Raw genomic sequence first — 26,086 nt, forward strand, 5'->3', positions numbered from 1 at the left:
GGCCGACTGGAGCCAGCAGCATGCTACCTTCCGGACCGATACGGCTCGTTGGAATCACAGATGGACGTACATCAGCCTCGCCGCCCGCACCGACCCGGTTGGCTGCCCGTTGTCGACGCCGCGCGTTGCACGGGCTGCGGCTGGTGCGTCGCCGCGTGCGACCTTCACCTTCTCAGTCTCGAAGTCGAGCAATGGAAGAAGTTGTCGACGCTTCAGGACGCGGATCGGTGCACGGGCTGCAGCGATTGCGCAGTGACTTGCCCTTTTCATGCGATCACCATGCGAAAGGGCTGAAACTCCCCCGGCGTCCGGCTCGCCGCCCAGGCAATCCGCAGACCCGGGCGCGTGAGCCGGACGGTCGCGGGTGCCACGCCCCGTTCGACCATCCCGAAGAAGTCTCTTCCCGAGGCCTCTCACCTCGACTCAGCTTTGGGGCTTTGCGAGTTCCTCTGCGCTCATCATCTCCAGGCCGACGAACGGCGCGTTGCCTTCGACCCATGCGTCGTGGCCCGGCGGAATGGTGTACGACATGCCTTCCTCGATGACGGTCTGCGAGCCGTCATTCATTTGCACGGTGACCCGGCCGGAGACCGCGTACCCGACGTGAGCCACCTGGCAACTGTCCGTGCCCACGACCGGCTTGATGCACTTCGACCAGCGCCACCCGGGCTCGAACTTGAAGCGTCCGAGCGTGTAGCCCTCGAGGCGGACCACTTCAACCCGGGTCTTCTCAGGCTCCCGAACCTCATCCGGTTCGTCATGGGATTTCGTCTGAAGCTTGTTGACGTTCATCGGACTTGCCATCGCGACTCTCCTTGCGACACGAGTGAGCAAACAGTCCGCGGCAGTCTCGTGCCGAACCGCACGTGAACGATGGAATGGTAGTCCTGGGCCACGCGTGCAGTGATCTATTTCTTGCACGCAAGTGCCGCTCTTTCGATGAGCGTCATGTGGCAGTTTGCGTAAGCCGGGTTACAGAAAATCTTCGTCCACAACCAGCGACAGCACGGACCAGCGCAGTCGCTGGGCCCAGTTCGATTCGGGCTCCCGGTTAAGCACCCAGCGGCGTCCGTCGCGCAGGAAGCTCCATTGCAAGCCGCCTCGCAGAGGTACCTCGCTCACGGTGAAGCTCGCGGGCATGCGCACGCGCTGGATCAGGTCGGCCAGCTCGCCGGCCAGCGCAGGGCTGTCGACGATCAGGCCCAGTTCGGTGTTGCAGTGCGCAGAGCGCCGGTCCATGTTCATCGACCCCACGTAGAACCAGCGCCGGTCGACCACCGCGAGCTTGGCGTGCAGGCGCCCGAGCGAGCCGCGGCCGCTTTCGGTGTCGCTCCAGGCGGGATGCGGTTCGCTGGCCGGCATCAGCTCATACAGCATGGCGCCCATCTGCAAGAGGGCGCTGCGGTAGCGCGCGTAGCCATAGTGCACCAGCGGCTCATCGGTGGTGGCGAGCGAATTGGTCATCAGCGACACGCGCGCGCCCTCGCGGCTCGCATGGCGCAGCGCCTCGATCATGCGGGGCATGGGCACGAAGTAGGGCGAGACGACGAGCACCTCCGAGCGCGCGGTCCGGAACAGCTCGAGGTTCGCGACCATGACCGCACCCTCGCGGCCTTGGGGCTCAGCGGCTTCATCGACGTTGCCGCCGGCATCATCAGCGAAGCGGCCTGGCTCCGCCGCGTCCGCAACCACGCGCACCTGCGCAGGCACCAGCGCGACGCGCCCCTGCGCCAGCTGCGCGCCGACCGGGCCGCGTCCCAGCGCATCGGGTTCGTCGGCAGGCGGCATGAAGCGCGCGAGGTCGCGCACCAGCGCAGCGAAGCGTTCGCGCGCAGGAGCCGCTGCGGGGGCGCTGTCGGCCGCGATGGCTTCGAAGGGGTACGACAGCGGTCCGTTCCAGAAGGCGTCGAAGCTCGCCGACAGCGCGCGCACCGCCGGCCCGGCCACCAGCGCGTCCATGTCGATGAAGTTCGCCGGCTTGCTGCGCCCGAAGTACTCGTCGGCGATGTTGCGTCCGCCGGTGATGGCGAAGCTGTTGTCGGCAATGAAGAGCTTGTTGTGCATGCGCCGGTTCACGCGGCCGATCTCGTGCAGCGACAGCAGCACGCGCGTGCGCAGGCCGCCGCTGCGCACCGGCAGTGGGTTGAAGACGCGCACCTCGACGTTGGCGTGCGCAGCCAGCCCGGCCAGCATCTCGTCGTCTCCGCCCGTGTACAGGTCGTCGACCAGCAGGCGCACGCGCACGCCGCGCTGCGCCGCGTCGCGCAGCTCGCGCAGGAACTGCCGCCCCGCGCTGTCAGGGGCCACCACGTAGTACTGCACGTCGACGGTGTGCCGTGCGGCCTGCGCGAGTGCGATGCGTGCGTCGAAGGCCTGGTCGCCGCCCGGCAGCAGGCGCACGCCGGATGCATCGGACATCGCGCTGTCCGCAGCCGGCAGCGACGCGGCGGCGATGCGCGCCAGGGGGCTGTCCCCGAGGTCGGTGCGCGCGTGCGACGCGACACGGGGTACCTCGTTGGGCAATGCAGCGCAGCCCGCGAGCAGCGAGACGGCGAGCATGGCCGCGGCGCACAGCCAGCGGGCGAGCGCCGCATGCTGCAGCGCCAGGATGCACAAGCGGCACGCAAGGGGCTCCCATGCGGCACGCAGCGCGGCAAGAGATGGGGGGGTGTTCATGGCGGACCTCGGTGCATCGGATGCGAAGTGGCGATCGATGCAGCCAGTTTTCCGCGCGGCGCGCGCCGCAACCATTGCGCGCAGCGCCTAGTCCCCGGCGTGGCCATCCGACTAGGCCTTTGGTGTAGGTGCGCACGCTCGCTTCTTGGGGGGCTTTGCGCTAATCTGCATTCAGGACGGGGAGGGTCACCGTAGACGAGAGGCCTGTATGAAGGTTCTGCTGGTCGATGACCACGAGATCGTCTGGAACGGCACGCGCCTCCTGCTGGAGCGCATGGCCGCCGAGATCGAACCCGGCCGTCCCTTCCATTTCGACGCCGTGCGCGACGCCGAACAGGCCTGCCAGCGCGACCCCGCCGGCATCGACCTGCTGCTGCTCGACTACCACCTGCCCCAACTGTCCGGGTTGGCGGCGCTCAAGGCCGTGAAGGCGCATTTCGAGGCCACGCCCGTGTGCATGCAGTCGGCGGAAAGCTCGCCGCAGCGCGTGCGCGAGGTCATCGAGGCCGGCGCGGCCGGCTTCATTCCCAAGTCGTACCGGCTCGAGGACATGGAGGCGGCCCTGCGCGTGGTGCTGCGCCACAAGATCTACCTGCCGGCCGAGTTCGTGCTGGCCGACGACGTGACCCGCGCGCGCGACCCCGACGAGCTGCCGCGCGAGGACCTCGCCGGGTTCCTGCGCGTCGAACTGTCGCCGCGCCAGCGCGAGGTGCTGGCGCTGGCGATGCGGGGCATGCCGGTCAAGCTGATCGCGCGCCAGCTGCTGATTGCCGAGGGCACCGTGAAGGTGCACCTGTCGATGGTCTACCGGGCGCTCGGCGCGCGCAACCGCACCGATGCCATGTGCCGCGTCTTCGACGCGCAGGCGGCATGGGCGCTCGAGGCTGCGTGAGCATGCCGGCCGCGCTGGACGATCTGGACGAACGGCGCCTGCAGGTGGTCGCCGAGCAGGCCGTGGGGTTGCGCTGGCAGATCCTGCTCACCGCCGTCGTCGTCGCGGCCATCGTCTGGCGCGACGTGCCGACGCCCTGGGTGCTCGGCTGGTTCGCGGCAGTGATCGCCAGCCGCGAGTGGCGCGCCGCCGCGCTCGCGCGCATGGCCGCCGACCGCGCCCGCCCCATCGCCGCGCGGCTGCGAGCCACCGTGCGCTGGAACGTGCTGATCGGCGCCTGCAACGGCTCCGCGGCACTGTTCATGGCCCGGCTCGACCCGACGCTGGATGCGGTCCTCACGATGATCCTGGTGTCCTGGGGCGCGGGCGCCGTGTCGACCAGCGCGACCGTGATGCCCGCCTTCCTGGCCTACGCGGGGCTGCTCTTCGTGCCCACGGCCGCCATGTGGCTGGCGGCCGGCGGCTGGCTCGGCGGGGGCGTGGCCGCGCTGGTGCTGATGTTCTTCGGCGTGCAGACGCGCTTTGCCCGGCGCAACCTGCAGACCTTCGAGGAGTCGTTCGGCATCCGCGCCGAGAACCAGGCGCTGGCCACCTCGCTGGAGTTCGAGCGCGCGCAGCTGGCCATCGCGCGCGACCAGGCGGTGCGCGCCAACAACGACAAGAGCCGCTTCCTGGCCGGCGCCAGCCACGACCTGCGCCAGCCGCTGCAGGCGATGGCGCTCAACGTGGGGGCGCTGCGCCACGTGGCGATGGCGCCCGATGCGCGCGCGATCGTCGAGGTGGTCGACAGCAGCCTGGAGCAACTGCGCGCCATGCTCGATGCGCTGCTCGACGTCTCGAAACTCGATGCCGGCGTGGTGGTGGCCCAGCCGCAGCGCGTGCAGATCGACCGGCTGCTGACCGCCGTGATGGCCAGCTTCGGCGCCGCGGCGGCGGCGCGCCGGGTCGCGCTGCACACCGCCTGCCCGCCCGGCCTGGCGGTGCGCACCGACCCCGACCTGCTGCGCCGCATGCTGGCCAACCTCGTGGACAACGCGATCAAGTTCTCGCCCGCGGGCGGGCAGGTCGAGGTGCGGGTCCGCACGCAGGACGCATCGGACGCCGAGGTCGAGCTGACCGTGCAGGACAGCGGCCCCGGCATCGCCCCCGAGAACCACCGGCTCGTGTTCGAGGACCTGGTGCAACTCCAGGCGTCGGGCTCCGGCACCACGCCTGCCGCGGGACATGGCCTGGGCCTGGGCATCGTGCGGCGGATGGCCGAGCTGCTGGGCGTGCCGGTCGAGCTCGAGTCCCGCCTCGGCGCGGGCGCCTGCTTTCGCCTGCGGCTGCCGCGCGCCGCGCCCGTCGGCGCCGACGGCTGCGAGGGCGACGGCACCGGTGCACCGTGGAGCCTGGCCGGGCGCTGCGTGCTGGTGCTGGAGGACGACCCGATGGTGCGCGGCGCCTACCTCAACGCGCTGGGCGCGATGGGCTGCCGCGTGCTGTCCGCCGCCACGCTCGACCAGGCGCTGGCGCAGGTCGACGAGCCCGACGCGGTGGTGCTCGACTGCCGGCTCGGCGGCGGCGTCTCGGGCTTCGATGCTGTCGAGCGCCTGCGCGCGCAGCGCTCCGCACAGCTGGCGCTGCCCATCGTCATGGTCACGGCCGACACCGACCCGGCGGTGGTCGAGGCGGCGCGGCGTCAGGCGCTGCCGCTGCTGCGCAAACCTGTCGACGACCAGACGCTCGGCCGCGCGCTGGCCGCAGCCATCGAGCATTCCTGAATCCGCGACCATCCTGCGAGGAGCCGAACATGAACGACGGTGGCCGCGACGATGAGGATGATCCCGGCGACCGCCTGCTCTCGCAGGGCGCCGAGGTGCTGGTGCGCGAGATCGCCGCGGCGCCGCCCGACGCGCTGCACTGCGATGTGCTGGTCATCGGCAGCGGCTACGGCGGCGCGGTGGCGGCGGCACGGCTGGCGGGCGCGCTGTCGCTGGACGCGGCGCCCGGCATCGCACCGGGCGCCGTGCCGATCAAGGTCTATGTGCTGGAGCGCGGCAGCGAATACCTGCCGGGCGAATTCCCGGCCACCTTCGCCGAGCTGCCGGGGCATGTGCGCTTCAGCATGCAGGACGGCAAGCCTGCGCGCGGCAACGCCTCGGGGCTGTTCGATCTGCGCCTGGGCGGCGAGGTGAACGCGCTGCTCGGCAACGGGCTGGGCGGTGGGTCGCTCATCAATGCGGCGGTGATGGAGCGCGCCACGCCCGATGCCTTCGAGGGCGGCGCCTGGCCCGGGGGCCTCGACCTTGCCGCGCTCGCGCAGGGCTACAGCAAGGCCGAGGCCATGCTGGCGCCGGAGCAGATCCCCGAGAGCGTGTCGAAGCTCGACTCCCTGCTGAAGGCCGGCGCGCGGCTGCATGCGGCGAGCGGGAAGGCCCATGTCGCGATCGCTTTCGCCGACGGCACGCGCACGCCGGCCCAGGTGGCGATGCACCGCTGCCTGCGCTGCGGCGACTGCGTGAGCGGCTGCAACCACCGCGCCAAGAAATCGCTGGACACCAACTACCTGGCGCTGGCCCATGCACGGGGCGCGCGCCTGTTCACCGGCGGCACCGCGCACCGCATCGCGGCCCTGCCGGGAGGGGGCGGCTATGCGGTCGAGTTCTTCTTCACCGACCGGCGCAAGGCACGCACCGACAACGTCCGGCCCTACGTGGTGCGCGCGCGGCGGGTGGTGGTGGCCGCCGGCACGCTGGGCTCCACCGAGCTGCTGCTGCGTTCCAGGGGCGCAGGCCTGCCCGTCTCGCTGGCGGTGGGCCGCGGCTTCTCGGCCAACGGCGACATGATCGCGGTGGCGGCGGCGCAGAACGACGAAGCGCTGTCCAGCGCGCCCGAAGGCGAGGCGCCGGCACAGCGCAGCATCGGGCCGACCATCACCGGGTTGCTGCGCACCTGCGCGACGCAGGGCGAGCGCCCGCTGGTGATCGAGGAGTTCGCCATTCCCTCGCCGCTGCGCCGCCTGCTGGCCGAGGTGGTGACCACCACCGACGCGCTGCAGGCGCTCGCGCACATGGACCTCGACTTGCACGCGCCGGACGAAGGGCGCGATCCGCTGGCCGTGGACGACGACATGCTGCGCCGCACGCCGGTCTACGGAATGATGGGCGACGACGGGGCTGCCGGCCAGATCGGCTTCGTCGGTCATGGCGGCGAGGGCGCCGTGCTGGCCGACGCGCAGGTGCGCGTGGCGTGGCCGAAGGTGGCCGCGCTGCCCGTGTTCGAGGCGCAGATGCGCGCACTGCATGCGGCCCACGATGGCGTGGGCGGACTCGGCGGGCGCGTGCTGGCCAACCCGCTGTGGAAACCGATACCGCCGTTCGGCAGCCTCGCCGACCTGGTCGGCCAGCTGGAGGACGTGGGCTCGGTGCTGACCGTGCACCCGCTGGGCGGTTGCCGCATGGCCGACCGGTGCGAGCGCGGCGTGGTCGACAGCTGGGGCCGCGTCTACGACGGCGCTGCGGGTGCTTCTGCTGTGCCGTCGTTGCTGCCGGGCCTGGCGGTGCTTGATGGCTCGATCGTGCCGGTGTCGCTCGGCATCAACCCCTCGCTCACCATCGCTGCATTGGCCGAGCGCGCGGTGCCCGTGCTGGCCGAGGACTGGGGCCTGGCGCTGGCCGGTTCGCCACAGCCGCCGCCGTCGCAGCGCCCGTTGCGCCGCGACCTGACCCGTCCCCGCGCGCCCGCGCCCACGCGCGTCTCGCTGCGCGAGCGCATGACGGGCCGCGTGCACATCGACGGCCAGGCCTTCGCGCTGAGCGCCGAAGTCGAATTCGAGCCGTTCGACGTGCCGAGCCTGCGCGCGACGCCGCGCGTGCTGTCCCAGCCGGTGGTAGTCCTGCGCTTCGGCAAGGGCGACGACGCGCCCGTCGCGCATTGCACCGGCACCGCATCGATGCTGGTGCGCGAGAAGAGCGACAGCATCGAACGCATCCTGCGCAGCCACGGGTTGGCACGCAAGAAGCTGCTGGCGCTGGTGCAAAGCCTGCTGGACGCGCGCGCCGCATCGGCCGGCGCCGCGATCGATGAGGACGATGCCGTCTTCGAGGGCCCCGCGATGGCCGACCTGCTGGCGCTGTGCTCGCACCTGGGGCAGGTGCGCCTCATCGACTACGACTGGACGGTGGCGCGCATCGCGCACGGCGCGCCGCTGAAGGAGGGCGATCGGCTGCGGCTCACCAAGCGCATCGCGTTCGTCGAAGGCGGCAACCCGTGGCGGCAGCTGAGCGAAGGCGAACTGCAACTGCTCGGCCCCGATGCGCCGAAGCCTCTGGGCCGTCTGGTGCTGGACCCTTCCTACTTCGTCGAGACGCTGCAACCCCTGCTGCGCGTCGAGCACCAGCAGGACATGCCCAACCAGCTGGCCGACCTGGCCGAGCTGGCGCTGTGGGTGCTGCGCATCGTGCTGCACATTCACCTGCTGCACTTCGTGCCGCCGCCCGACTCGCCGCAGCACGACTGGGAGCGCCTGCCGGGCGAGGTGTACGGCGTGCGGCCCGAGCCGGTCGAGCTCGTCGCCGCAGCGGGCCCGGGCAGCGCGCCGCCGCGGCTGCTGTCGCGCTACCACCCGCCGGTGCGCCGCGCGGGGACGCGGCCCGTGATGCTGATCCACGGCTATGGCGCGAGCGGTTCCACCTTCGCGCACAGGAGCATCCCCGGCAACCTGGTGCACAGCCTGCTCGCGGCCGGGCGCGAGGTCTGGGTGCTCGACCTGCGCACCAGCATCGGCTTTCCGAACCGGCCGCGGCGCTACTGGTCGTTCGATGAGGTGGCCGAGACCGACATTCCCGACGCCTTGCGCACCGTGCAGGCGGCGCATGCAACGCCCGACGAAGCGGCGCCCATCCAGGTCGACGTGGTGGCGCATTGCATTGGCGCCGCCATGTTCAGCGTGGCGATGCTGCGCCTGCCGGGGCTGCATGCGTCCATCGGCGCGGTGGTGCTGTCGCAGGTGGGGCCGCTGTTGCGCGCCACGGCCTTCAACCGCTTCCGGGGCTATGTGGCGGGCTACCTGCAGCAGTTCATCGGCATCGACGAGTTCGACACGCGACCCACGCTCACGCGCATGAAGCGCCTGCTCGTCGACGGCTTGCTGGCGACCTTTCCCTACCCCGACGACGACGGCGAGGCCGAGCGCCTGCGCGAGGCGCCGGGCTTCGCGGCCGTGCGGCATCGGGCCGACGCCATCTTCGGCCAGACCATGCGGCTGCACAACATCGGCAAGGACACCCTCGATGCGCTCGATTCGATCTACGGCTTCGTGAAGGTGCGCGGCCTCGCCCAGGTCGGCAACTACGCACGCGAAGAGGTGCTGACCGATGTCGGCGGGCAGGGCCACGCGGTCGGCTTCGAGCAGGTCGGCCAGCGCTTCGGCTTTCCGGTGTTCATGCTGCACGGGCAGCGCAACGCAGTGTTCGACTGGCGCGGCTCGTACGAGAGCTTCTGGCTGCTCAAGCGCGTGTTCGGCAAGGACGAAGGCCTGCCGCGGGAGCCCCCGGAATTGCCGGACCCATCGGACGCTTCGAAGCCTTCCGGGAGCGACCTGTTCCTCGGCGAAGGTACCCCGCATCAGCTGCTGGTGCTCGGCGACTACGGCCACCAGGACACGCTGATCGGCGAGAAGGCCTGCATCGACGTGTTCCCGCACATCGTGCGCTTCCTCGAGGCCTTCGACAACAAGCCCGGCCGTGGCCATCCGGTGCCGCCCGACTGGCGGGCCAGCCTGCCGTGGACCGGCCCGTGGCTCGGCCTTGCGAGCCGGTCGGCGGACAACGCGGGCCGGCTGCATTGCCGGCTGGCGCTGCGCGCGCCGCCCGCGCATGTGTCGGCGCGCGCCGTGGTCTTCGTGCCCGCGTGGCGCCGCGACGGGCGCTGGTGCTTCGACTTCGAATGGATGGTGGGCCTGGAGACCACGCGCGAAAAGCTCCTGCAGGAGGCGGTGGAGATCGACCTGTTCGACGACCGGCTCGCCGACTATCAGGGCTTCGCGGTGCTGACGGCGCATGACGACCTGCCCATGGCGCGCGGCCCCCTCGAGGTGCTGGGCCGGAGGCTGCCGGCCGGGCTGTTCGCGCAGCCGCAGGACGAGCCCATCGAGCCCATCCGCAACCAGGTGATGAAGACACTGGACGCCGCCACCGACGCGCAGCGCGAGCGCGCCGTGGTGCGTCTCGACCCCGCATGGACCGGCGCCGTGCAGCGCGAGGGCGAGCCCGCGCAGGCCTCGCTGTGCTTCGCGCTCGCCAGTTGCCAGTACGTGCCGGGCCTGGTCGACCGGGTGCCCGCGCAGGCGTCGTACCGGCGGCTCGCGCAGCGGCTCGAGGTGCTCGCGCCGCCGCACAAGCCGCAGCTGCTGGTGCTGGCCGGCGACCAGGTGTATGTCGACCAGACCGCCGGGCTCTTCGTTCCGGCCGGCGGCGACGACGTCGGCCAGGCCTATGCGCTCACCTTCAGGCTGGAGGCGCTGCGCCAGGTGATGGCCTCGCTGCCGACCTGTCCGCTGCTCGACGATCACGAGGTGATGGACGACTGGGAGCCGGGCCCCGACCCCTGTGGAACGCCGGCCGTGCGCGCCGCGCTCGACGGCTACGTCGCGCAGCAGCACAAGCTGGTGCGGGGCATCGGCCCGCAGCGCGACCCGCGTCCCTTCGACTACCGCATGGCGCCGGCCGGTTTTCCGTTCTACATGCTCGACACGCGCAGCACGCGGCAGCGGCGGGCGCTGCGCACGGACGCGCAAGCCACGCCGCTGGACCAGGCGGCGATCCGTGCCGAGGCCGGCATGGGCGACCTGAAGAAGTGGCTCGAGGCAGCGCCCGCCGAACTGCCCAAGTTCATCGTGTCGCCGGTGGCGCTGTTCCCGATGCCGCGCGCGGCCGTCTTCGGCGACCCGGCCCAACGCCTGGGGATGGACGACTGGAGCGGCTACCCGGCCTCGCAGCGCGCGCTGCTCGAACTGCTGCGCGACACCACCGCGCGCCACGTGGTGGTGCTGTCGGGCGACCGCCACATGTCGAGCGTGTCGAGCCTCTGGCTGCAGGCGGCGGGTGGGCCGGTGGAGGTGATCTCGGTCGTGTCCTCGGGCCTGTATGCACCCTGGACCTTTGTCAATGCGCGGCCCGACGCGTTCTGGCTCGACGGCCAGGTCGAACTCGGCGCCGTGCCGGGTGCCTTCGGCGCCACCATGGTCACGGCGGCCGTGGGCACCGGCAACGGCTTCGCCGTGCTGCAGGTGGAACGCGGCGCCACCGGGCATTGGCGGATCGGCGTCACCCTCGACCTGGACGACGGGCTCACGCAATGCCTTCGCGAGCTCGATCCGGCCGGTGGTGGCTGGACGGTGCAGGGGCCGGCGCGCTTCGCACGCAAGCAGCGCCTGTGATTCACGGCGGCAGGCAGAAGAAACGGGCCCGTGAAATCGACAGGCCGTTTACAGGCACCGTACGCACGACACAGTGCCATACAAGCCACTGCACAGTTGCCTTCACAGTGCTCTTCCGCCGTCGCCGGCGCCGTTGCCACGGAGTTTGCGTAGGCCACCCACAACGCCCTTCGGCCACCTTGCCGAGGGGCCATCGGAGCACAAGCCGTGTTGTCGCAGAAAAAGAACGCCGCCTTCCTCGTCTCGACCTCGGGCCACCGCCTCCCGGCGTGGCCGTGGCGCGCAGGAAGAAGCAGGCCTCGTTCGCGTACGCCGGCTGGATCTGGCGCGCAGAAAAGTAGCGCTTTTTAGTTAATGCCATGTAACGCCATCGGGCGTTACCGACAGGCCAACCAGGCGCTTGGACGCACGCGCTCGGCTGAACGCATGCTGACTGCGCGACGTCAGAGGGGCATGTCATGTTCACCCGTTACGCCATCCGCGCGCTGCTGTGCATCGCCGTCGTGCCGGCCATCTCCGAGGAGCCTGCACCCATCCATGGCCGCGTGTTCCTGAGCAAAGCCGAGGTCGAGAGCACCTTGATCGGCAAACCCATCGTCTCGAGCAATCTGTCGACCGGCATGGTCTCGCGCTGGCAGTTCTATACGGATGGCCGCGTCGACTTCGTCAACCAGAGCGGACCGGGCAAGGCGTCGGGCAAATGGGTTCTCAACGCCGACGGCTCGATGTGCGTGACGATGATTTCCCGAACCGGGTGCCGCTACTGGTTCAGGAACGAAAAAGACGGCGCCATTGCGAATGCCAGGACCAGGGAGCCGAACGCGCCGACCGTGGCCGAGATACGGTTCGAGTGATGGTGCGGGACAGTGCCCTCAACGCCCTCAACGCGCCGGTGATGAAAGCGCACGCATCCAGCGCTCGCGCTCTTCGTCTTCCAGCGCCAGCAGGCTCTCGGGCGAGCCGCCGCCGCCGACCACGCGAAGGTCTTGCAGCTGCTTGCGCACCTCGGGCGTGGCAAGCACCTGGGCCACGGCTTCCTGCAGGGTGCGATTGGACGCGGCCTCCGAATTCGCGGGTGCCCAGAGGCTGAAGTGGTCGTAGGTCGTGTAGCCGCTCAAGGGCGCGCTCGACGCCAGCGTCGGCCACGGCATACCTTCGAAGCTTTGCGGGTGCGCCGGGTCGGCGGTGGTGCCCAGCACACGCAACTGGCCGCGCCGCACGGCGACCGCCACGCCGTTCACGGGCGCGAACAGCAGGTCCACCGCGTGCTCCTTGGTAATGACGTCCGAGTCGGGGTACATGCCCTTGAAGACCACGCGCTGCACGTCGACGCCGCTCGCTGCGCGGAACTGGCCGAAGGCGAGGTGGCCCGTCCAGCCGTCGTCGCCCGTGCCGATGCGCAGGTTGCCCGGGTGGGCCCGTGCGTAGGCCAGCAGGTCGTCCGTGCTGTGAATGCCCAGCGTGTCGGCCTTCGTGCTGTCGATGGCCAGCACCAGAGGCTCCGATGCCAGCAGCGTGACGGGGCGAAGGGAATGCATCAGCGCATCGATCGGCGCGGCCTGGTGCACGCCCTCGATGCCTCCGCGCGGCAGCCGCAGTGCCGCGAGCAGGACCTTCTCGTTGCCGCCCTCCGTCATCAGCCGGCGATAGTCGGCCTCGGTGGCTGTCGGCACGTGATCGACCTGCACGCTGCGTCCCAGCAGGGTGGGCAAGTGGCTGGCCAGCATCTCGGCATAGTGGCCGCTGCGGCCACCGGGCGGAACCAGCACGGTGACGTGAAGCGGGGGCTGCGGCACGGCGGCAAGCCATTGCCCTGCATCGTTCATCAGGCCATAGCGTAATTCCCACGCACCGCCCGTGGACGCGTTGCGCACCAGGGCGTCGACCACCCAATGACGGCCCACGCGGTGGAACTGCCGGATGATCGGCCGTTCGTCCTGCCACCCGGGCGGCCGCCAGTCCTCTGGGAACGCGCCCGAGACGACGGCGTAGCCATGACGGAACCGGCGCGCCGATTCGAACTGCGGCGCGATCGCCCATTGGCCCCGCGCGTTCTGGTAGCCCCATCGGCCGGTGGCCGCGTCCTTGACCGGCCGCAGCGCGGCGCCGGCATTGCTGCTGCCATGCAGTCGTTGCCAGCGACACACCTGCGGCGTGCCGGCGTTGCGCTGCAGATCCAGCCCGGTGGCGGTGCACAGCTGGATGCGCCGCTGGGCTGTGGCGTCGGGCCGCTCGCCGAAGATGAACGGAATCACCATGCGTCCGCGCGCGTCGATCAGGCCCGAGCCGGTGGAGCCAGGCGTCACCATCTGCCGCTTGTAGTCCATCCACCGTGCAGTGGTGATGTCCCGCGGCGGGGCGGGGGGGCGCCACTGTCCCCGTGCATCGCGCAGGCCAGGCTGTGCGAACACCGTGTCCACCTGCAGCTCGGAGGGCACGGGCCTGGATCCATCGGGCATCAGGTAGGAGAGGGCCGCAGGGGAGTCGGTGGAGATCGTGTCCTTGCCATCGCAACTCACGGGCGGAACGGCCCACTGGCCTTGCGCATCGATGCGCCCGTTGGCCGTGGTGGTCCGCAGTCCGCCGCCGGGCTTTCGCTCCACCAGCCACACCCGGTGCAGCGGCTGCAGTGCGGGATTGACGGAGATGTATTCCTGCCGCACGACCTGCCAGCGTCCATCGCAGAAGCTGCGCGCCGTCGGCGAAAGGAAAAGCACGCGCCCGTCGAGGGCGTCGAACAACGCGGGGGCGCGCTCGCTGTGCTTGCCCGGATTCAGGCTCAGCCAACGCGCCCGTTCGATCAGGTTGGGGGCGATGCCGATGGTGAAGGTGAAGATGTCTTCCCACGGTGGCGCCTGTGCATCCACCGGCTGCAGTTGCCAGGTCGGCTGCATCGGCAACGCGCGTTCCGGGTTGGCGTACAGCGCCTGGTAGGTCGGCGGCGCTGCGTGGGCCGGACCGAGAGCGATGCCGAGCCACAGCAGGGCGGCAAAGAGACGCAGCCGCTTCATCGGACGACCAAGAAACAAGGGTTCAGCCTCGGGTCGTGGCCGCAGATGGATGCCATTCCATCGCAGGCATCGCGGTTCGCCGAGGCGCTCGCGGTTGAACGCGCGGCGGCTGTTTGCCTGCTTGAACGATTTGTGGGCCCTCGCTCAAACTTCGTATGCATAGATGCAAGTGAGCTCGGCCCCTTTCAGCGCGGATTGAAAGGGCTCAGGCGCATTCTTGAGGATGGCGCCAAAGCTGGCGTTGAGTTTGCCGGCACCCATGCTGCCTTTGTACTTGATGCTCTTGGGCTTGGCTTGAAGCTGGAGCTTGTTCGAACCGGACAGCGCAGCTTCCAACCTGAAGACGCCATGGCGGAAATCGGTGGACTCGGAGGTTTCCGCCTGAGGTGAAACCAGGCGCATGGTTTGCCCGCCATAGGAGAGCTTCAGATCGACCTCCACGATGGAGGCGGGAACATCGCCCACCAAGGTGAGTGCCTGCCCCGCGTGACTTCCGGTGCAGTTCAGTCGCGCCGTATTGGCACCTGCGAGGGCCTGACCCGAGAGGGCGGAAAGCAACACGAGGGTGCAAAGAGGAAAGATTTTTCTCATAGGTTTTCCAAGGCACTGACGCGATGTGTCCCGCACGATCTGCGAGACAGGCTGGGCAGCGCGAACATGCCGGTCACGGGCTCCTCCACAAAAACGTTTCTGATCATAGGCGGAGCCATTCGCCGCGAATGCTCCGCTTCTCATCGCTTTCCGCGCCCCCACTGGTCCGCCCAGGCTGACAACGGCTTCAGCGCCTTCGAAAGCCGCCGTCCTTCGTCCGTCAGTCGATAGCCACCCTCGGCATGTTCGACGAGGTCGACTTCCCTCAGTTCGGTGAGCCGCGTGTTGAGCAATCGGGTGTTCGTCTCGCACGCGTCCTGCAGGGCCCTGAAGGTCAGCGAGCCCTCCCGAAGTTCCCAGAGCACGCGCAGCGCCGTGCGCCGGCCCAGCAGGTCCAGCGCGACCATGAGGGGACGGCCGGTGGTGGAACCGCGAACTGGGTGGCCGATGCGAGGTGTCGTCATGCTTTACTTTATACAGCAACGGACCTACGATGGCGTGGCCCTTGAATCAGGAGTCTGCATGCCCGCACGCATCGAGCCAGCAACGCCGCCATTTGGTGAAGACATTTCCGGGTCACTCGACAGGGTGATGAAGGGACAGCCCCCCTTGCGGCTGTTCACGACCTTGGCACGCGACCCTCGTCTGTTTCAGAAATTCTTTGCCGGCGGGTTGCTGGACAAAGGCCACTTGAGCATCCGACAGCGCGAGATCGTGATTCATCGCACCACGGCATTGTGCAAATCCGAATACGAATGGGGCGTCCACGTCACGGTCTTCTCGAGGCTCGCCGGCCTGACGCCAGAGCAGGTTCAGGCGAGTGTCACGGCTTCGGCGAACGACGCCTGCTGGTCGGCCGAGGACCAGGTGCTTCTGCGCCTGTGCGACTCCTTGCACGCGCACGCCGACATCGACGATGGCCTGTGGGACGCGTTGCGAACGTACTTCAGCGAAGAAGCCATCATCGAACTGCTGATGCTGGCCGGCTTCTATCGCACCGTCAGCTACCTCACGAACGGGCTGCGCCTGCCTCTGGAAGCGTCGGGCGCGCGATTCCCCGCTTGAGGCGATCAACCAGCGTGCAACCCCAGGAGAAATCTCGATGATCAAGGTCAGTGTCATGTACCCCTACGCCGCAGGCGCGCGGTTCGATCACGCGTACTACCGCGAGCGGCACATGCCCATGATGAAACGACTGCTCGGCGCTGCGTGCCTGTACTACATGGTGGACAAGGGCATCTCGGGGCGTGGTGTGGGCACTGACCCTGCGTACATCGCCAAGTGCGACTTCGTCTGCACCTCTGTCGACGCTTACCGGGCGGCCTCTGCCCAGCACCAGGAGGAGATCCGGGGCGACATCGGCAATTACACGGACATTCAACCCGTGGTGCAGATCAGCGAGGTGGTCGTGGAGCGTTCGGAGGCCTGAGTTCCCTCCGAGCGCGGGGCGTCGGCATGGAGGACAAGCCAATGAATACGGACAGCCGCATCATCGTTTCGCTCGACTTCCCTGCCGCCGCATTGGCGGCGGACCTCGTGAAGCAACTGGGCGCAGCGACCACGCACTACAAGGTCGGCCTGCAGCTGCTGACCGCGGCGGGACCTTCGGTCGTCCGCGAGCTCGTTGATGCCGGGAAGCGTGTCTTCCTCGACCTCAAGCTGCTGGAAATTCCCAGTTCGGTGGCGGGCGCGGTCACCGCAGCCGGACATCTGGGTGCGTCGATGGTGACGGTGCACGCCTCAGGCGGTTCCGCCGTGCTTCGCTCGGCCGTCCAGGCCGCGAGCCCGTTCCCTCAACTGAAGGTGCTTGCGCTCACGGTCATCACCAGCATGAGTGACCAGGACTTGGAAGAGGTGGGCGTCGCCTCGACGGTTCCAGAGCAAGTCGCACGACTGGGCCGTCTGGCCGCCGCGGCCGGTTGCCATGGCGTTGTTGCGTCGCCATTGGAGGTGAGGCTGCTTCGCGAGATCCTGCCGCCCGATGCCCTGATCGTGACGCCAGGCGCGCAGCTCCCAGGCGATGAAAAGAATGACCACGCGCGGGCTGCGACGCCCTCGCAGGCCATCGGGGCTGGCGCGACGCACGTGGTCATCGGCCGCCCGATATCGCGTGCCCCTGATCCTGCAGCCGTGTTCGCCGCCGTGCGCGCAGAACTGGCTACCGCCATCCAACAACACTGAAGCGGTCAGGCGGGTTGGGGCTGGCACTTCGCCGCAGCGCCTGAACGGCCAGCACCACAGCCACGCTCATCGTGCGCAGGACACCGGGTGCTTCCCGCAGCGAAATCAAGGAGGAGGCCGCAGGCCGGGGGGACATTCGCGCAGCGAAGTACCCGGTGGCCTGCGCACGCGCCCCGAAGAGTTTCAGCGCAGCGCTTCGACCAGATCCAGGACCATGCGATCCGGCCCGAAGACCTCGACCCCGTGCGCCAGCAAGGCATCCACAGCCTGCGCAATGCCATGGCTCGAAGAAGACTGCTCCGCCATGTCGTTGTAATACCCCAGGTCCTTCTTCGCATTCGCCATCGAGAACTTCAGCGAATCGGTGCTGCCCGTCAGCAGCTTGGGCTTGAGGCGTTCCAGCGCCACGCCGTTGCCGCCGCCCTTGGCGAGCACGTCCACGAACACCTCGGGCTTCACGCCGGCGCGCTGCGCGCAGGCCGCGGCCTCGCACAGCAGTGCCACGGTGCCCAGCGACACGAAGTTGTGCAGCAGCTTCATCGCATGGCCCGCGCCCACATCGCCGACGTGCGTGACGTTCTCGGCAAAGCAGCGCAGCAGCGGCAGGCACGAGGCCAGCACTTCGGCGTCGCCGCCCACCAGCAGGTTCAGGCGGCCTTCGGCGGCTTCCTTGGCGGTGCGGGTCATGGGCGTGTCGAGGAAGCGGCCGCCCTTGGCGAGCACGGCCTGCGCGACCTTGGCGGTGGAGGCGGGCACGGCGGTGGAGCAGTCGATCACCACGGTGCCGGGGCGCAGCGTGCTCAGCGCACCGTTGTCGCCGAGCATCACGGCCTCGACCTGCGGCGTGCCGGTCACGCACAGGATCAGTACATCGACCTGCGCGGCCAGCGTGGCCACGTCTTTGGCCGACGTGGCGCCGGCCTTCAGCAGGTCGTCGATCGGCTGGTTGCCCGCATGCTCCAGCACGGTGAGCTGGTGGCCGTGCTTGACGATGTTGCTGGCGATGCCGTGGCCCATGAGGCCGACGCCGACGAGGCCGACTTTGCGCGAGGTTTGTGGTTGCTGTTCAGTGGTGGTCATGAATTCATCCGTGCTTGATGGCGATGGTCTTGAGGGTCGTGAAGCCGAGCAGGGCCTCGAAGCCCTTCTCGCGGCCGAAGCCGCTCGATTTCACGCCGCCGAAAGGCAGTTCTACACCACCCGCCGCCCCGTAATTGTTCACGAACACCTGGCCGCAATGCAGCTTGTGCGCCATGCGCAGCTGGCGCCCGCCATCGCGCGTCCACACGCCGGCCACCAGGCCGAAGTCGGTGCCGTTGGCCAGGCGCACCGCCTCGGCCTCGTCGGCAAACGGCATCACGGCCAGCACCGGGCCGAAGACCTCGCGCTGGGCCAGGTCGCTGTCATGCGGCACGTCGCGGAACAGCACGGCCTCCTGGTAGTAGCCGGTGGACGGCGCCTGCGGCGACACGGTGCCGCGCGCCGCCACCTTCATGCCGCTGGCCTCGGCGGTCGCGACCATGTCGCGCACCTGGCGGAACTGCTTCTCGTTGATCAGCGGGCCCATGTCCAGGTCTTCGGCGGGCGTGCCCGCGCGCACGGCCGTGAAGCGCTTCGCGAGGCGCTGCACGACCTCTTCATAGATCGACTGCTCGACCAGCACGCGGCTGCCCGCCGAGCAGGTCTGGCCGGCGTTCTGGATGATGGCGTTGAGCAGCACGGGCTCGGCCGCGTCGAGGTCGGCGTCGGCGAACACGATCTGCGGCGACTTGCCGCCCAGCTCCAGCGTCACTGGGCAGTGGCGCTCGGCCGCGGCCAGGCCCACGCTGCGGCCGGTCATGGTCGAGCCGGTGAACGAGATGTGGTCGATGCCCCGGTGCGCGCACAGCGCGGCGCCGGCTTCCTTGCCGTAGCCCGTGACCACGTTGAGCGCACCGGCCGGAAAGCCGACCTCGGTCGCGATCTCGGCCAGGCGCAGCAGCGACAGGCTCGCGTCTTCCGCCGGCTTGACCACGCAGGCGTTGCCCGCGGCGAGCGAGGCGCCCACGCTGCGGCCCGCGATCTGCATCGGGTAGTTCCAGGGAATGATGTGGCCCGTCACGCCGTGCGGAATGCGCACGGTGAGCACGGTGTAGCCGCGCTCGTAGGGCAGGGTGTCGCCGTGCAGCTTGTCGCAGGCGCCGGCGTAGTACTCGAAGTAGCGCGCCAGCGCGGTCGCGTCGTTGCGTGCCACGCGCAGTGCCTTGCCGGTGTCGCGCGCCTCGAGCTGGGCCAGCTCTTCGTGGTGCTGCATCACGGCGGCGCCGAGCTTGGCGAGCAGCCGGCCGCGCTCGAGCGCGGTGGTGGCGCCCCAGGGGCCGTCGAAGTGCTCGCCCATGGCCTGGCGCGCGGCGCGCACGGCGGCGTCGATGTCGGCGGCGGTGCCGCGTGCGATGGCGCCGAATTTCTGGCCGTCGCTCGGGTCGATCACGTCGATGGTGGCGTTGCCTTCGGACGCCACGCGGCGGCCGTCGATGTAGTGGGTGGCGTTCATGGGAAGGTGTGTCTCCGTGTGGCGGATCAGGTCAGATCGGTTCCGGCCAGGGCTTCTGGGCGTCGCGAATCTGTTCGAAGGCGCGGCTGAACTGCAGCACGCCCAGGTCGTCGAAGCGGCGGCCGGCCACCTGCAGGCCGATGGGCAGGCCTTCGGCCGAGTAGCCGCAGTTGACCGACGCAGCAGGCTGCTCCGACATGTTGTAGGGCACCGTGAAGCCGATGTGTTCCAGCGGCCGCATCGGGTCGTTGGTGGGCGAGGCATGGTCCGCGGGCGCGGGCATGTTGGGCGACACCGGCGAGATCACGAAGTCGTAGGCCTTGGTGGCGGCCACCGTGGCCGCGCGCGTGGCGACGAACTGGCTGTAGCCGTCGAAGACGTGCGCGCCCGAGAAATCGGCCGCGCTCTCGGCCCATTCGCGGATGTACGGCAGGATCTTCGCGCGCTGTTCTGCGCTCATCGCCTGCATGTCGAGGCACGAGCGCATGCGCCAGAAGTGGTCCATGCCCTGCAGCATCTGCGGCGTCATGAAGGCCGGGATTTCCTCGACGTGAGCGCCAGCGGCCTCGATGCGTTTGGCGGCATCGCGCACGGCCTGCGCGATCTGCGGATCGAGCGGCAGGCCGCAGCCGGCGTCCATGTGCAGCGCGACGCGCTTGCCCTTGAGGAACGACGGATCGACCTCGAAGGCGTTCCAGTCGATGCCCGGTGCAGGCAACTCGGAATAGTCGCGGTCGTCGGGTTGCGCGACCGAGGCCATCATCAGCGCCGCGTCGGCCACGGTGCGCGTCATCGGGCCGGCGCAGCGGCCCATGTAGGGCGAGCTCAGCGGAATGCGGCCGAAGCTGGGCTTGAGCGTGAAGATGCCGCACCAGCTGGCCGGCAGGCGCAGCGAGCCGCCGATGTCGGTGCCCACGTGCAGCGGGCCGTAGCCTGCGGCGGCCGCCGCGCCGGCGCCCGCGCTGGAACCGCCCGGCGTGCGCGAGGTGTCCCACGGGTTGCGCGAGAGGTCGTGAAAGCTCGACAGGCCCGACGACAGCATGCCCAGGTCGGGCATCGTGGTCTTGGCCACCATCACCGTGCCGTCGGCCTTCAGGCGCGCGGCGGGGGGCGAGTCGTAGGTCATCGGCACGAGCTCGTAGGCGGCGGTGCCCAGCGGCATCGGGTCGCCCTCGGTCGCGAGGTTTTCCTTGATGGTCACAGGCACGCCGTCGAGCGTGCCGCGCGGCGTGCCGGCGAGCCAGCGCGCCTCGGAAGCGCGCGCCTGTTCGAGCGCGGCTTCGGGGCGGAACAGCCAGGTGGCGCGCAGCTGCGGCTCGCAGCTGCGGCTCGCAGGCCGCGATGCGTTCGTTGACCGCGCGCGTCACCTCGACCGGCGAGAGTTCCTTGGCGGCATAGGCGGCGTGCAGTTCCCGCACGCCCAGGGCGTAAAGAGGCTTCGTCATCGCCGCATCAACCCCACGAGATGGCAGCCAGGTCGTTCGCGACGATCGGCATGTTCGGCCACAGGCCCTTCACTTCCTTGCGCGCGACCGTGGGGAACACGGCCTGGAACAGGAAGCCGTTGACGGCATCGTTGGCGAGCATCTTCTGCGCCTCGCCGAGCAGCGCGTTGCGCTTCTTCTCGTCGGGCTCGCTCTGCACCGAGGCGTACAGGTCGCGGAACTTCTTCGAGTCGTAGCCCCAGTAGTAGTCGGGCTCGGTGTACTTCACGAGGTCGAAGGGCTCCACGTGCGCGACGATGCTCAGGTCGAAGTCGTGCCCGCCGCCGAAGGTGCCGCTGAGCCACTGGGCCCATTCGACGTTCTGGATCTTCACGTTGATGCCGATGGCCGCGAGCTGGGCCGCGATCACCTCGCCGCCCTGGCGTGCGTACGAAGGCGGCGGCAGCGTCATGCGCAGTTCCAGCGGCGTCTTCACGCCCGCATCGGCCAGCAGCTTCTTCGCCTTGGCGATGTCGAAGGGGTTGATGCCGGTGGTGTCGACATAGCCCGGCGCACCGATCGGGTAGTGGCTGCCGATGGCCTTGCCGAAGCCGTCGGCCGCGCCCTGGATCACCACGTTGCGGTCCACCGCGGCCAGGATGGCGCGGCGCACGCGCACGTCGTCCAGCGGCTTGCGCTTGTTGTTGATCGCCAGGATCACCTTGCTGCGCGTGCCCACTTCGAGCACGCGGAAGCGCGGGTTGGCGCGGAACTGGCCCACGCTGCGCGTGCCGGCGCGCGGGAAGATGTCGATGTCGCCGGCCATCAGCGCCGCGGTCTGCGCGGCCGAGTCGGACATGAACTTGAAGACGAACTTGTTGACCTTGGCCAGCGCCGGGTTGCGGTACGTCGGTGACTTCACGAGCGAACAGGCCGAGCCGCGCTGCCAGCTGTCGAGCTTGTAGGGGCCGGTGCCCACGGGCTTGGTGGCGTTGGTGTCGGCGCTCTTGGGCTCGACGATGCAGGCGGTGGCCTGGCCCAGCATGAAGAGCAGGTCGGGGTTGGGCTGCACGGTGGTGATGACCACCGTGTCGGCGTCGGGCGTCTTCAGGCTGATCTCGCTGAAGAAGCGCTTGTCCTTGTTGGTGCTCTTCTCGCCGGCCGCGCGCTCGAAGCTGAACTTGACGGCGGCGGCGTCGAAGGCCTCGCCGTTCTCGAACTTCACGCCCTTGCGCAGCTTGAAGGTGTGGGTCTTGAGGTCGGGCGACACGGTCCAGCTCTCGGCCAGGAGCGGTGTGACGCTGCCGTCGGCGTTGATCTTGGTCAGCGTCTCGAAGATGTTGTAGTGCGCGATCTCGGCAATGGCCGAGGCGGCGGCGGTGGTCGGGTCCAGGCCCGGCGGTTCCAGCGGCATGCCGATGGTCAGCATGTTCTTGCCGGTCTGGGCCTGCGCGAACAGCGGGAAGGCGCCGGGGATCGCGGCGGCGATGGCGGTGCCCATGAGGGTGCGTCGCTTCAACATTCGGGGGTTCTCCTGGAAGAAAAAAGGGGCTGCCGGTTCGACCCGTTCGGGCCTACCGCGATGGCGAGTGCAGCACGGCCGACAGCAAGGTGCGTGTATATGGGTGTTGCGCGTGGGCAAAAAGTTCGGCGGGCTGGCCGCGTTCCACGATCTGGCCCTTGAACACCACGCACACCTCGTCGCACAGGTGGTTGACCACGGCGAGGTCGTGGCTGATGAGCAGGTAGCTGATGCCGAACTGCTGCTGCAGGTCCTGCATGAGGTTGAGCACCTGGGCCTGCACCGAGACGTCGAGTGCGCTCACGGGTTCGTCGGCGACGATGAGCTTGGGGCGCGTGATGAGCGCGCGTGCGATCGCGATGCGCTGGCGTTGGCCGCCGGAGAACTCGTGCGGGTACTTGTCGAGGTCGGTGGTTCGCAGGCCGACGGCGGCGAGGGCTTCGGCGGCGCGTTCGCGCTGCTCGGCGCGGCGCGTTTCAGCCAGCGCTTCGAGCGGCTCGGCGACGATGCGCGCGACGGTCTGGCGCGGGTCGAGCGAGCCGTACGGGTCTTGAAAGACCATCTGGAAGTCGCGCCGCGCGGTGCGCAGCTCGGCCTTCGAGAGCGCGTGCAGGTTGCGGCCTTCGAGCGCGACGCTGCCCGAGGTCGGCGTGTCCAGCGCCATCACGAGGCGCGCGATGGTCGACTTGCCCGAACCCGATTCGCCGACGATGCCCACGCTCTTGCCGGCCTGCACCTCGAAGCTCACGCCGTTGAGCGCTTTTACGGTCGGCGGCGGGCCGAAGAGCTTTTCGCGCGGCAGGGCGTAGTGCCGCACGAGGTCGGTCACCTGCAGCAGCGGGGTCGAAGAGGAAGACGTCGAAGTCATCGGGGTGCTCATGCGGCGGCCAGCGTGGCGTGCGCGGCGACGGCGTCGAGGTGCAGGCAGCTCACCGCATGGCCGTTGGGTTGGCGGGCCACCGGCGGTTTCGTGGTGTGGCAGGCGTCGGTCGTGAAGTCGCAGCGGCCCGCGAAGCCGCAGCCGCGCGGAATGTCGACCAGCTCGGGCACGCTGCCGCGGATGGTGGGCAGCCGGCCCGCGCGCACGGCGCCGAGCGCGGGGCGCGCGGCGAACAGGCCGCGCGTGTAAGGGTGGGCGCGGTCGGCAAAGACCGTTTCGGTCGGGCCGCTTTCCACCGCGCTGCCGCCGTACATCACGAGCATGCGCTGCACGCTGCTGGCAATCACGCCGAGGTCGTGCGAGATGAGGATGAGCGCCATGCCCATTTCGGCGACCAGGCCCTGGATCAGGTCGAGCACCTGCTTCTGGATCGTCACGTCGAGCGCGGTGGTGGGCTCGTCGGCGATCAGCAGGTCGGGGCCGCAGGCCAGCGCCATCGCGATGCCGATGCGCTGGCGCTGCCCGCCGGAGAACTGGTGCGGGTAGGCGTCGAGGCGCGAGGCGGCGTCGGGAATGCCGACGCGGTCGAGCAGGTCGAGCGCTTCCTTGCGCGCCTGCGCCTTGGTGAGGCCGCGGTGCAGCATCAGCGGCTCGCCGACCTGGCGCGCGATGGTGTGCACCGGGTTCAGCGCCGTCATCGGCTCCTGGAAGATCATGCCGATGCGGTTGCCGCGCAGCTGGCACATCTGCTTTTCGGGCAGGCCGACGAGTTCCTGGCCGTCGAGCTTGATGCTGCCCGTGACCTTGGCGGTGGAGGGCAGCAGGCCCATGAGCGACATGACGGTGATCGACTTGCCGCAGCCCGACTCGCCCACGATGCCCAGCGTTTCGCCGCGCTCCAGCGAGAAGGAAATGCCGCGCACGGCTTCAGCCGGGCCGCGCTGGGTCTGCAGGCCGATGTGGAGGTCGTTGACTTCGAGAAGGGGCATGGCGGTCTACCTTGCGCGGGCCAGGCGCGGATCGAGCAGGTCGCGCAGACCGTCGCCCAGCAGGTTGAGGCCGAGCACCGCGAAGGCGATGGCCATGCCCGGGAAGACGGCCAGCAGCGGCTGCTGGAACATGAGGGTCTGGGCTTCGCTGAGCATGCGGCCCCATGAAGGCTGGGGCGGCTGCGTGCCGAGGCCGAGGTAGGAGAGCGCAGCTTCGGCCAGGATCGCGATGGCGAAGCGGATGGTGATCTGCACGATGAGCACGGCCGAGATGTTCGGCAGCACGTGCTGCATCGTGATCGCGAAGCTTCCCTTGCCGCAGGCGCGTGCCGCGGCTACGTATTCGCGCGACCAGATGGCGTTGGCCGAGGCGCGCGTGATGCGTGCGAAGGTCGGGATGTTGTATATACCGATGGCGATGATCGCGTTGACGATGCCGGCGCCGAACACGGCCGTCATCATGATGGCCGAGAGGATGGCGGGGAAGGCGAGCGTGAAGTCCGACAGGCGCATCACCGCCTCTTCGACCCAGCCGCGTCTCGCAGCAGCGAGCAAGCCCAGCGCTGTGCCGACCACGAGGCCGATGCCCACGGCGATCACACCGACGAGGATGGAGGCGCGCGCGCCCACCAGCAGCAGCGAGGCCACGTCGCGCCCGAAGGCATCGGTGCCGAGCCAGTGCGTGGCCGAAGGCCCCTGCATCTTGTTCGCCATGTCCATCGCGTAGGGCGACCAGGGCGTCCAGACGAAGGAGATCAGAGCCGCCAGCAAAAGCAGCAGCGCGAACACGCCGCCGATGACGAAGCTGCGGTGCTTGACCGCACGGCGCCAGAAGCCGGGCGCGAGGGGCGCGCCGGAAGCGGGCACGGAAGGGGAGAGGATGGCGCTCATATGTCGCTCGCCTTGATGCGCGGGTCGATCACGGCGTACAGCACATCGACCACGAAGTTCACGATGACCACCATGGCCGCGAGCAGCATCACGCAGTTGCGCACCACGATCAGGTCGCGGTTGCTGATGGCCTGGAAGATCAGCCGGCCCAGGCCCGGCAGGTAGAACACGTTCTCCACCACGATGGTGCCGGCCAGCAGTTCGGAGAACTGCATGCCCATGACGGTGATCACGGGGATCATCGCGTTGCGCAGCACGTGGGTCCACAGCACCATGCGCTGCGACACGCCCTTGGCGCGCGCGGTGCGAACGAAGTCTTCACGCATCACCTCGAGCACGGCCGAGCGCGTGATGCGCGCGAGGATGGCCGCTTGCACCACAGCCAGCGACAAGGCCGGCAGCAGCAGCGATTTCAATCCCGCGAAGATGCCTTCACCCCAGCCCTCGAAGCCGCCCGCGGAGAACCACTGCAGCTGCACCGAGAACACGAGGATCAGCAGGATCGCGAACCAGAAATTGGGGATGGCGATACCGACCTGGGCCATGCCCATGAGGCCGACGTCGCCGAGCTTGTTGTGGCGTGCGGCAGCCGTCACACCCACGAGCAGGGCGATGACGACGGTCAGGGCCATGGCCATCACGGCCAGCGGCACGGTGAGCGCCAGGCGCTCCAGGATCAGGTCGATGACGGGCGAGCTGTAGGCATAGCTGTCACCGAGGTTGCCGGTGAGCATGCCGCCGATCCAGTGCCAGTAGCGGGTCCACGCGGGCTGATCGAGGCCGAGCTTGGTGGCCAGGGCAGCGACGGCGTCGGGCGAGGCGTCGGGGCCCATGAGCATCTGCGCGGCGTTGCCGGGGAGAATTTCGAGCACCAGGAACACGATGACCGAGGCGCCGATCAGGGTGCCCAACAGAGTCAGGGTGCGCTTGAGCAGGAAGAGTCCCATGGTTCAGTGGCTCCGGTTGGCGTTGCGGTTCGGGGCGCGTGCACAGGCCACCGGGTACTTCCCTCCGCGAATGTCCCCCGGCCTGCGGCCTCCTCCTTGATTTCGCTGCGGGAAGCACCCAGTGCCCTG

The 26,086-nt window shown here is 69.2% G+C and carries 20 protein-coding genes and 1 pseudogene; 8 read left to right on the forward strand and 13 right to left on the reverse strand.

Annotation, left to right across the window (positions count from 1 at the left end; genetic code table 11):
- The first annotated feature begins 60 nt into the window (after positions 1–60).
- Entirely contained in the window at positions 61–294 is a 234-nt protein-coding gene (locus AC07XP_RS15770) for an ATP-binding protein (protein ID WP_082818010.1), read from the forward strand.
- Positions 295–423: 129 nt separating this feature from the next.
- Here AC07XP_RS15770 and AC07XP_RS15775 read toward each other — a convergent pair whose 3' ends face one another.
- Both AC07XP_RS15775 and AC07XP_RS15780 read right to left on the reverse strand, forming a co-directional pair.
- Positions 424–804, reverse strand: coding sequence for a cupin domain-containing protein (locus AC07XP_RS15775; protein ID WP_495265198.1), 381 nt, complete (start codon positions 802–804; stop codon positions 424–426).
- A 168-nt stretch (positions 805–972) separates the two neighbouring features.
- Complete coding sequence (locus AC07XP_RS15780; protein ID WP_495265199.1) at positions 973–2,676, reverse strand: phospholipase D-like domain-containing protein; 1,704 nt, start codon at positions 2,674–2,676, stop codon at positions 973–975.
- A gap of 208 nt (positions 2,677–2,884) precedes the next feature.
- Between AC07XP_RS15780 and AC07XP_RS15785 the strand changes: the two genes are divergently transcribed.
- The 4 genes from AC07XP_RS15785 to AC07XP_RS15800 all read left to right on the forward strand — a co-directional run bounded on the left by AC07XP_RS15785 (position 2,885) and on the right by AC07XP_RS15800 (position 11,842).
- Entirely contained in the window at positions 2,885–3,568 is a 684-nt protein-coding gene (locus tag AC07XP_RS15785; RefSeq protein WP_070061668.1) for a response regulator, read from the forward strand.
- A gap of 2 nt (positions 3,569–3,570) precedes the next feature.
- Complete coding sequence (locus AC07XP_RS15790; RefSeq protein WP_495265230.1) at positions 3,571–5,331, forward strand: hybrid sensor histidine kinase/response regulator; 1,761 nt, start codon at positions 3,571–3,573, stop codon at positions 5,329–5,331.
- A gap of 29 nt (positions 5,332–5,360) precedes the next feature.
- Positions 5,361–10,988: an alkaline phosphatase D family protein gene (locus AC07XP_RS15795; protein WP_495265200.1), complete on the forward strand. Its 5,628-nt coding sequence runs from the start codon at positions 5,361–5,363 to the stop codon at positions 10,986–10,988.
- A gap of 458 nt (positions 10,989–11,446) precedes the next feature.
- Positions 11,447–11,842, forward strand: coding sequence for a hypothetical protein (locus AC07XP_RS15800; RefSeq protein WP_062479336.1), 396 nt, complete (start codon positions 11,447–11,449; stop codon positions 11,840–11,842).
- Between the two features lie 27 nt (positions 11,843–11,869).
- On the opposite strand, the gene AC07XP_RS15805 is transcribed toward AC07XP_RS15800, so the two are convergent.
- From AC07XP_RS15805 to AC07XP_RS15815, 3 genes are all read right to left on the reverse strand, one after another.
- Positions 11,870–13,999 carry a tripartite tricarboxylate transporter substrate-binding protein gene (locus AC07XP_RS15805; RefSeq protein WP_495265201.1) on the reverse strand — a complete coding sequence of 710 codons (2,130 nt, stop codon included), beginning with the start codon at positions 13,997–13,999 and terminating at the stop codon, positions 11,870–11,872.
- A gap of 144 nt (positions 14,000–14,143) precedes the next feature.
- Complete coding sequence (locus AC07XP_RS15810) at positions 14,144–14,590, reverse strand: hypothetical protein (RefSeq protein ID WP_487850056.1); 447 nt, start codon at positions 14,588–14,590, stop codon at positions 14,144–14,146.
- A 140-nt stretch (positions 14,591–14,730) separates the two neighbouring features.
- Positions 14,731–15,054 carry a winged helix-turn-helix transcriptional regulator gene (locus AC07XP_RS15815; RefSeq protein WP_070061672.1) on the reverse strand — a complete coding sequence of 108 codons (324 nt, stop codon included), beginning with the start codon at positions 15,052–15,054 and terminating at the stop codon, positions 14,731–14,733.
- A gap of 58 nt (positions 15,055–15,112) precedes the next feature.
- Here AC07XP_RS15815 and AC07XP_RS15820 point away from each other — a divergent pair, with 58 nt between their 5' ends.
- The 3 genes from AC07XP_RS15820 to pyrF are packed head-to-tail and all read left to right on the forward strand — an operon-like array spanning position 15,113 to position 16,771.
- The gene (locus AC07XP_RS15820) at positions 15,113–15,655 is read left to right on the forward strand and encodes a carboxymuconolactone decarboxylase family protein (protein ID WP_495265202.1); all 543 of its coding nucleotides are present in this window, start codon (positions 15,113–15,115) and stop codon (positions 15,653–15,655) included.
- A 37-nt stretch (positions 15,656–15,692) separates the two neighbouring features.
- Complete coding sequence (locus tag AC07XP_RS15825) at positions 15,693–16,019, forward strand: EthD family reductase (protein WP_139702726.1); 327 nt, start codon at positions 15,693–15,695, stop codon at positions 16,017–16,019.
- A 41-nt stretch (positions 16,020–16,060) separates the two neighbouring features.
- Complete coding sequence (gene pyrF / locus AC07XP_RS15830) at positions 16,061–16,771, forward strand: orotidine-5'-phosphate decarboxylase (protein ID WP_495265203.1); 711 nt, start codon at positions 16,061–16,063, stop codon at positions 16,769–16,771.
- A 183-nt stretch (positions 16,772–16,954) separates the two neighbouring features.
- On the opposite strand, the gene AC07XP_RS15835 is transcribed toward pyrF, so the two are convergent.
- The 8 genes and pseudogenes from AC07XP_RS15835 to AC07XP_RS15870 form a co-directional block, all read right to left on the reverse strand.
- Entirely contained in the window at positions 16,955–17,851 is an 897-nt protein-coding gene (locus tag AC07XP_RS15835; protein ID WP_495265204.1) for an NAD(P)-dependent oxidoreductase, read from the reverse strand.
- 4 nt (positions 17,852–17,855) lie between these two features.
- Complete coding sequence (locus tag AC07XP_RS15840; protein WP_495265205.1) at positions 17,856–19,304, reverse strand: aldehyde dehydrogenase family protein; 1,449 nt, start codon at positions 19,302–19,304, stop codon at positions 17,856–17,858.
- Between the two features lie 31 nt (positions 19,305–19,335).
- Positions 19,336–20,749 (reverse strand): annotated as a pseudogene (locus tag AC07XP_RS15845) (amidase).
- Positions 20,750–20,756: 7 nt separating this feature from the next.
- Positions 20,757–22,250, reverse strand: coding sequence for an ABC transporter substrate-binding protein (locus AC07XP_RS15850; RefSeq protein ID WP_495265206.1), 1,494 nt, complete (start codon positions 22,248–22,250; stop codon positions 20,757–20,759).
- A gap of 52 nt (positions 22,251–22,302) precedes the next feature.
- Entirely contained in the window at positions 22,303–23,118 is an 816-nt protein-coding gene (locus tag AC07XP_RS15855; RefSeq protein ID WP_495265207.1) for an ATP-binding cassette domain-containing protein, read from the reverse strand.
- A gap of 8 nt (positions 23,119–23,126) precedes the next feature.
- The gene (locus AC07XP_RS15860; protein WP_070061677.1) at positions 23,127–24,119 is read right to left on the reverse strand and encodes an ABC transporter ATP-binding protein; all 993 of its coding nucleotides are present in this window, start codon (positions 24,117–24,119) and stop codon (positions 23,127–23,129) included.
- A gap of 6 nt (positions 24,120–24,125) precedes the next feature.
- Positions 24,126–25,010 (reverse strand): ABC transporter permease, encoded by an 885-nt coding sequence (locus AC07XP_RS15865; RefSeq protein ID WP_070061678.1) that lies wholly within the window; start codon positions 25,008–25,010, stop codon positions 24,126–24,128.
- Complete coding sequence (locus tag AC07XP_RS15870; protein WP_495265208.1) at positions 25,007–25,957, reverse strand: ABC transporter permease; 951 nt, start codon at positions 25,955–25,957, stop codon at positions 25,007–25,009. The genes AC07XP_RS15865 and AC07XP_RS15870 overlap by 4 nt, the downstream gene beginning before the upstream one ends.
- Positions 25,958–26,086 lie beyond the last annotated feature (129 nt).

It is taken from the genome of Variovorax sp. GW531-E2 (assembly GCF_059423125.1).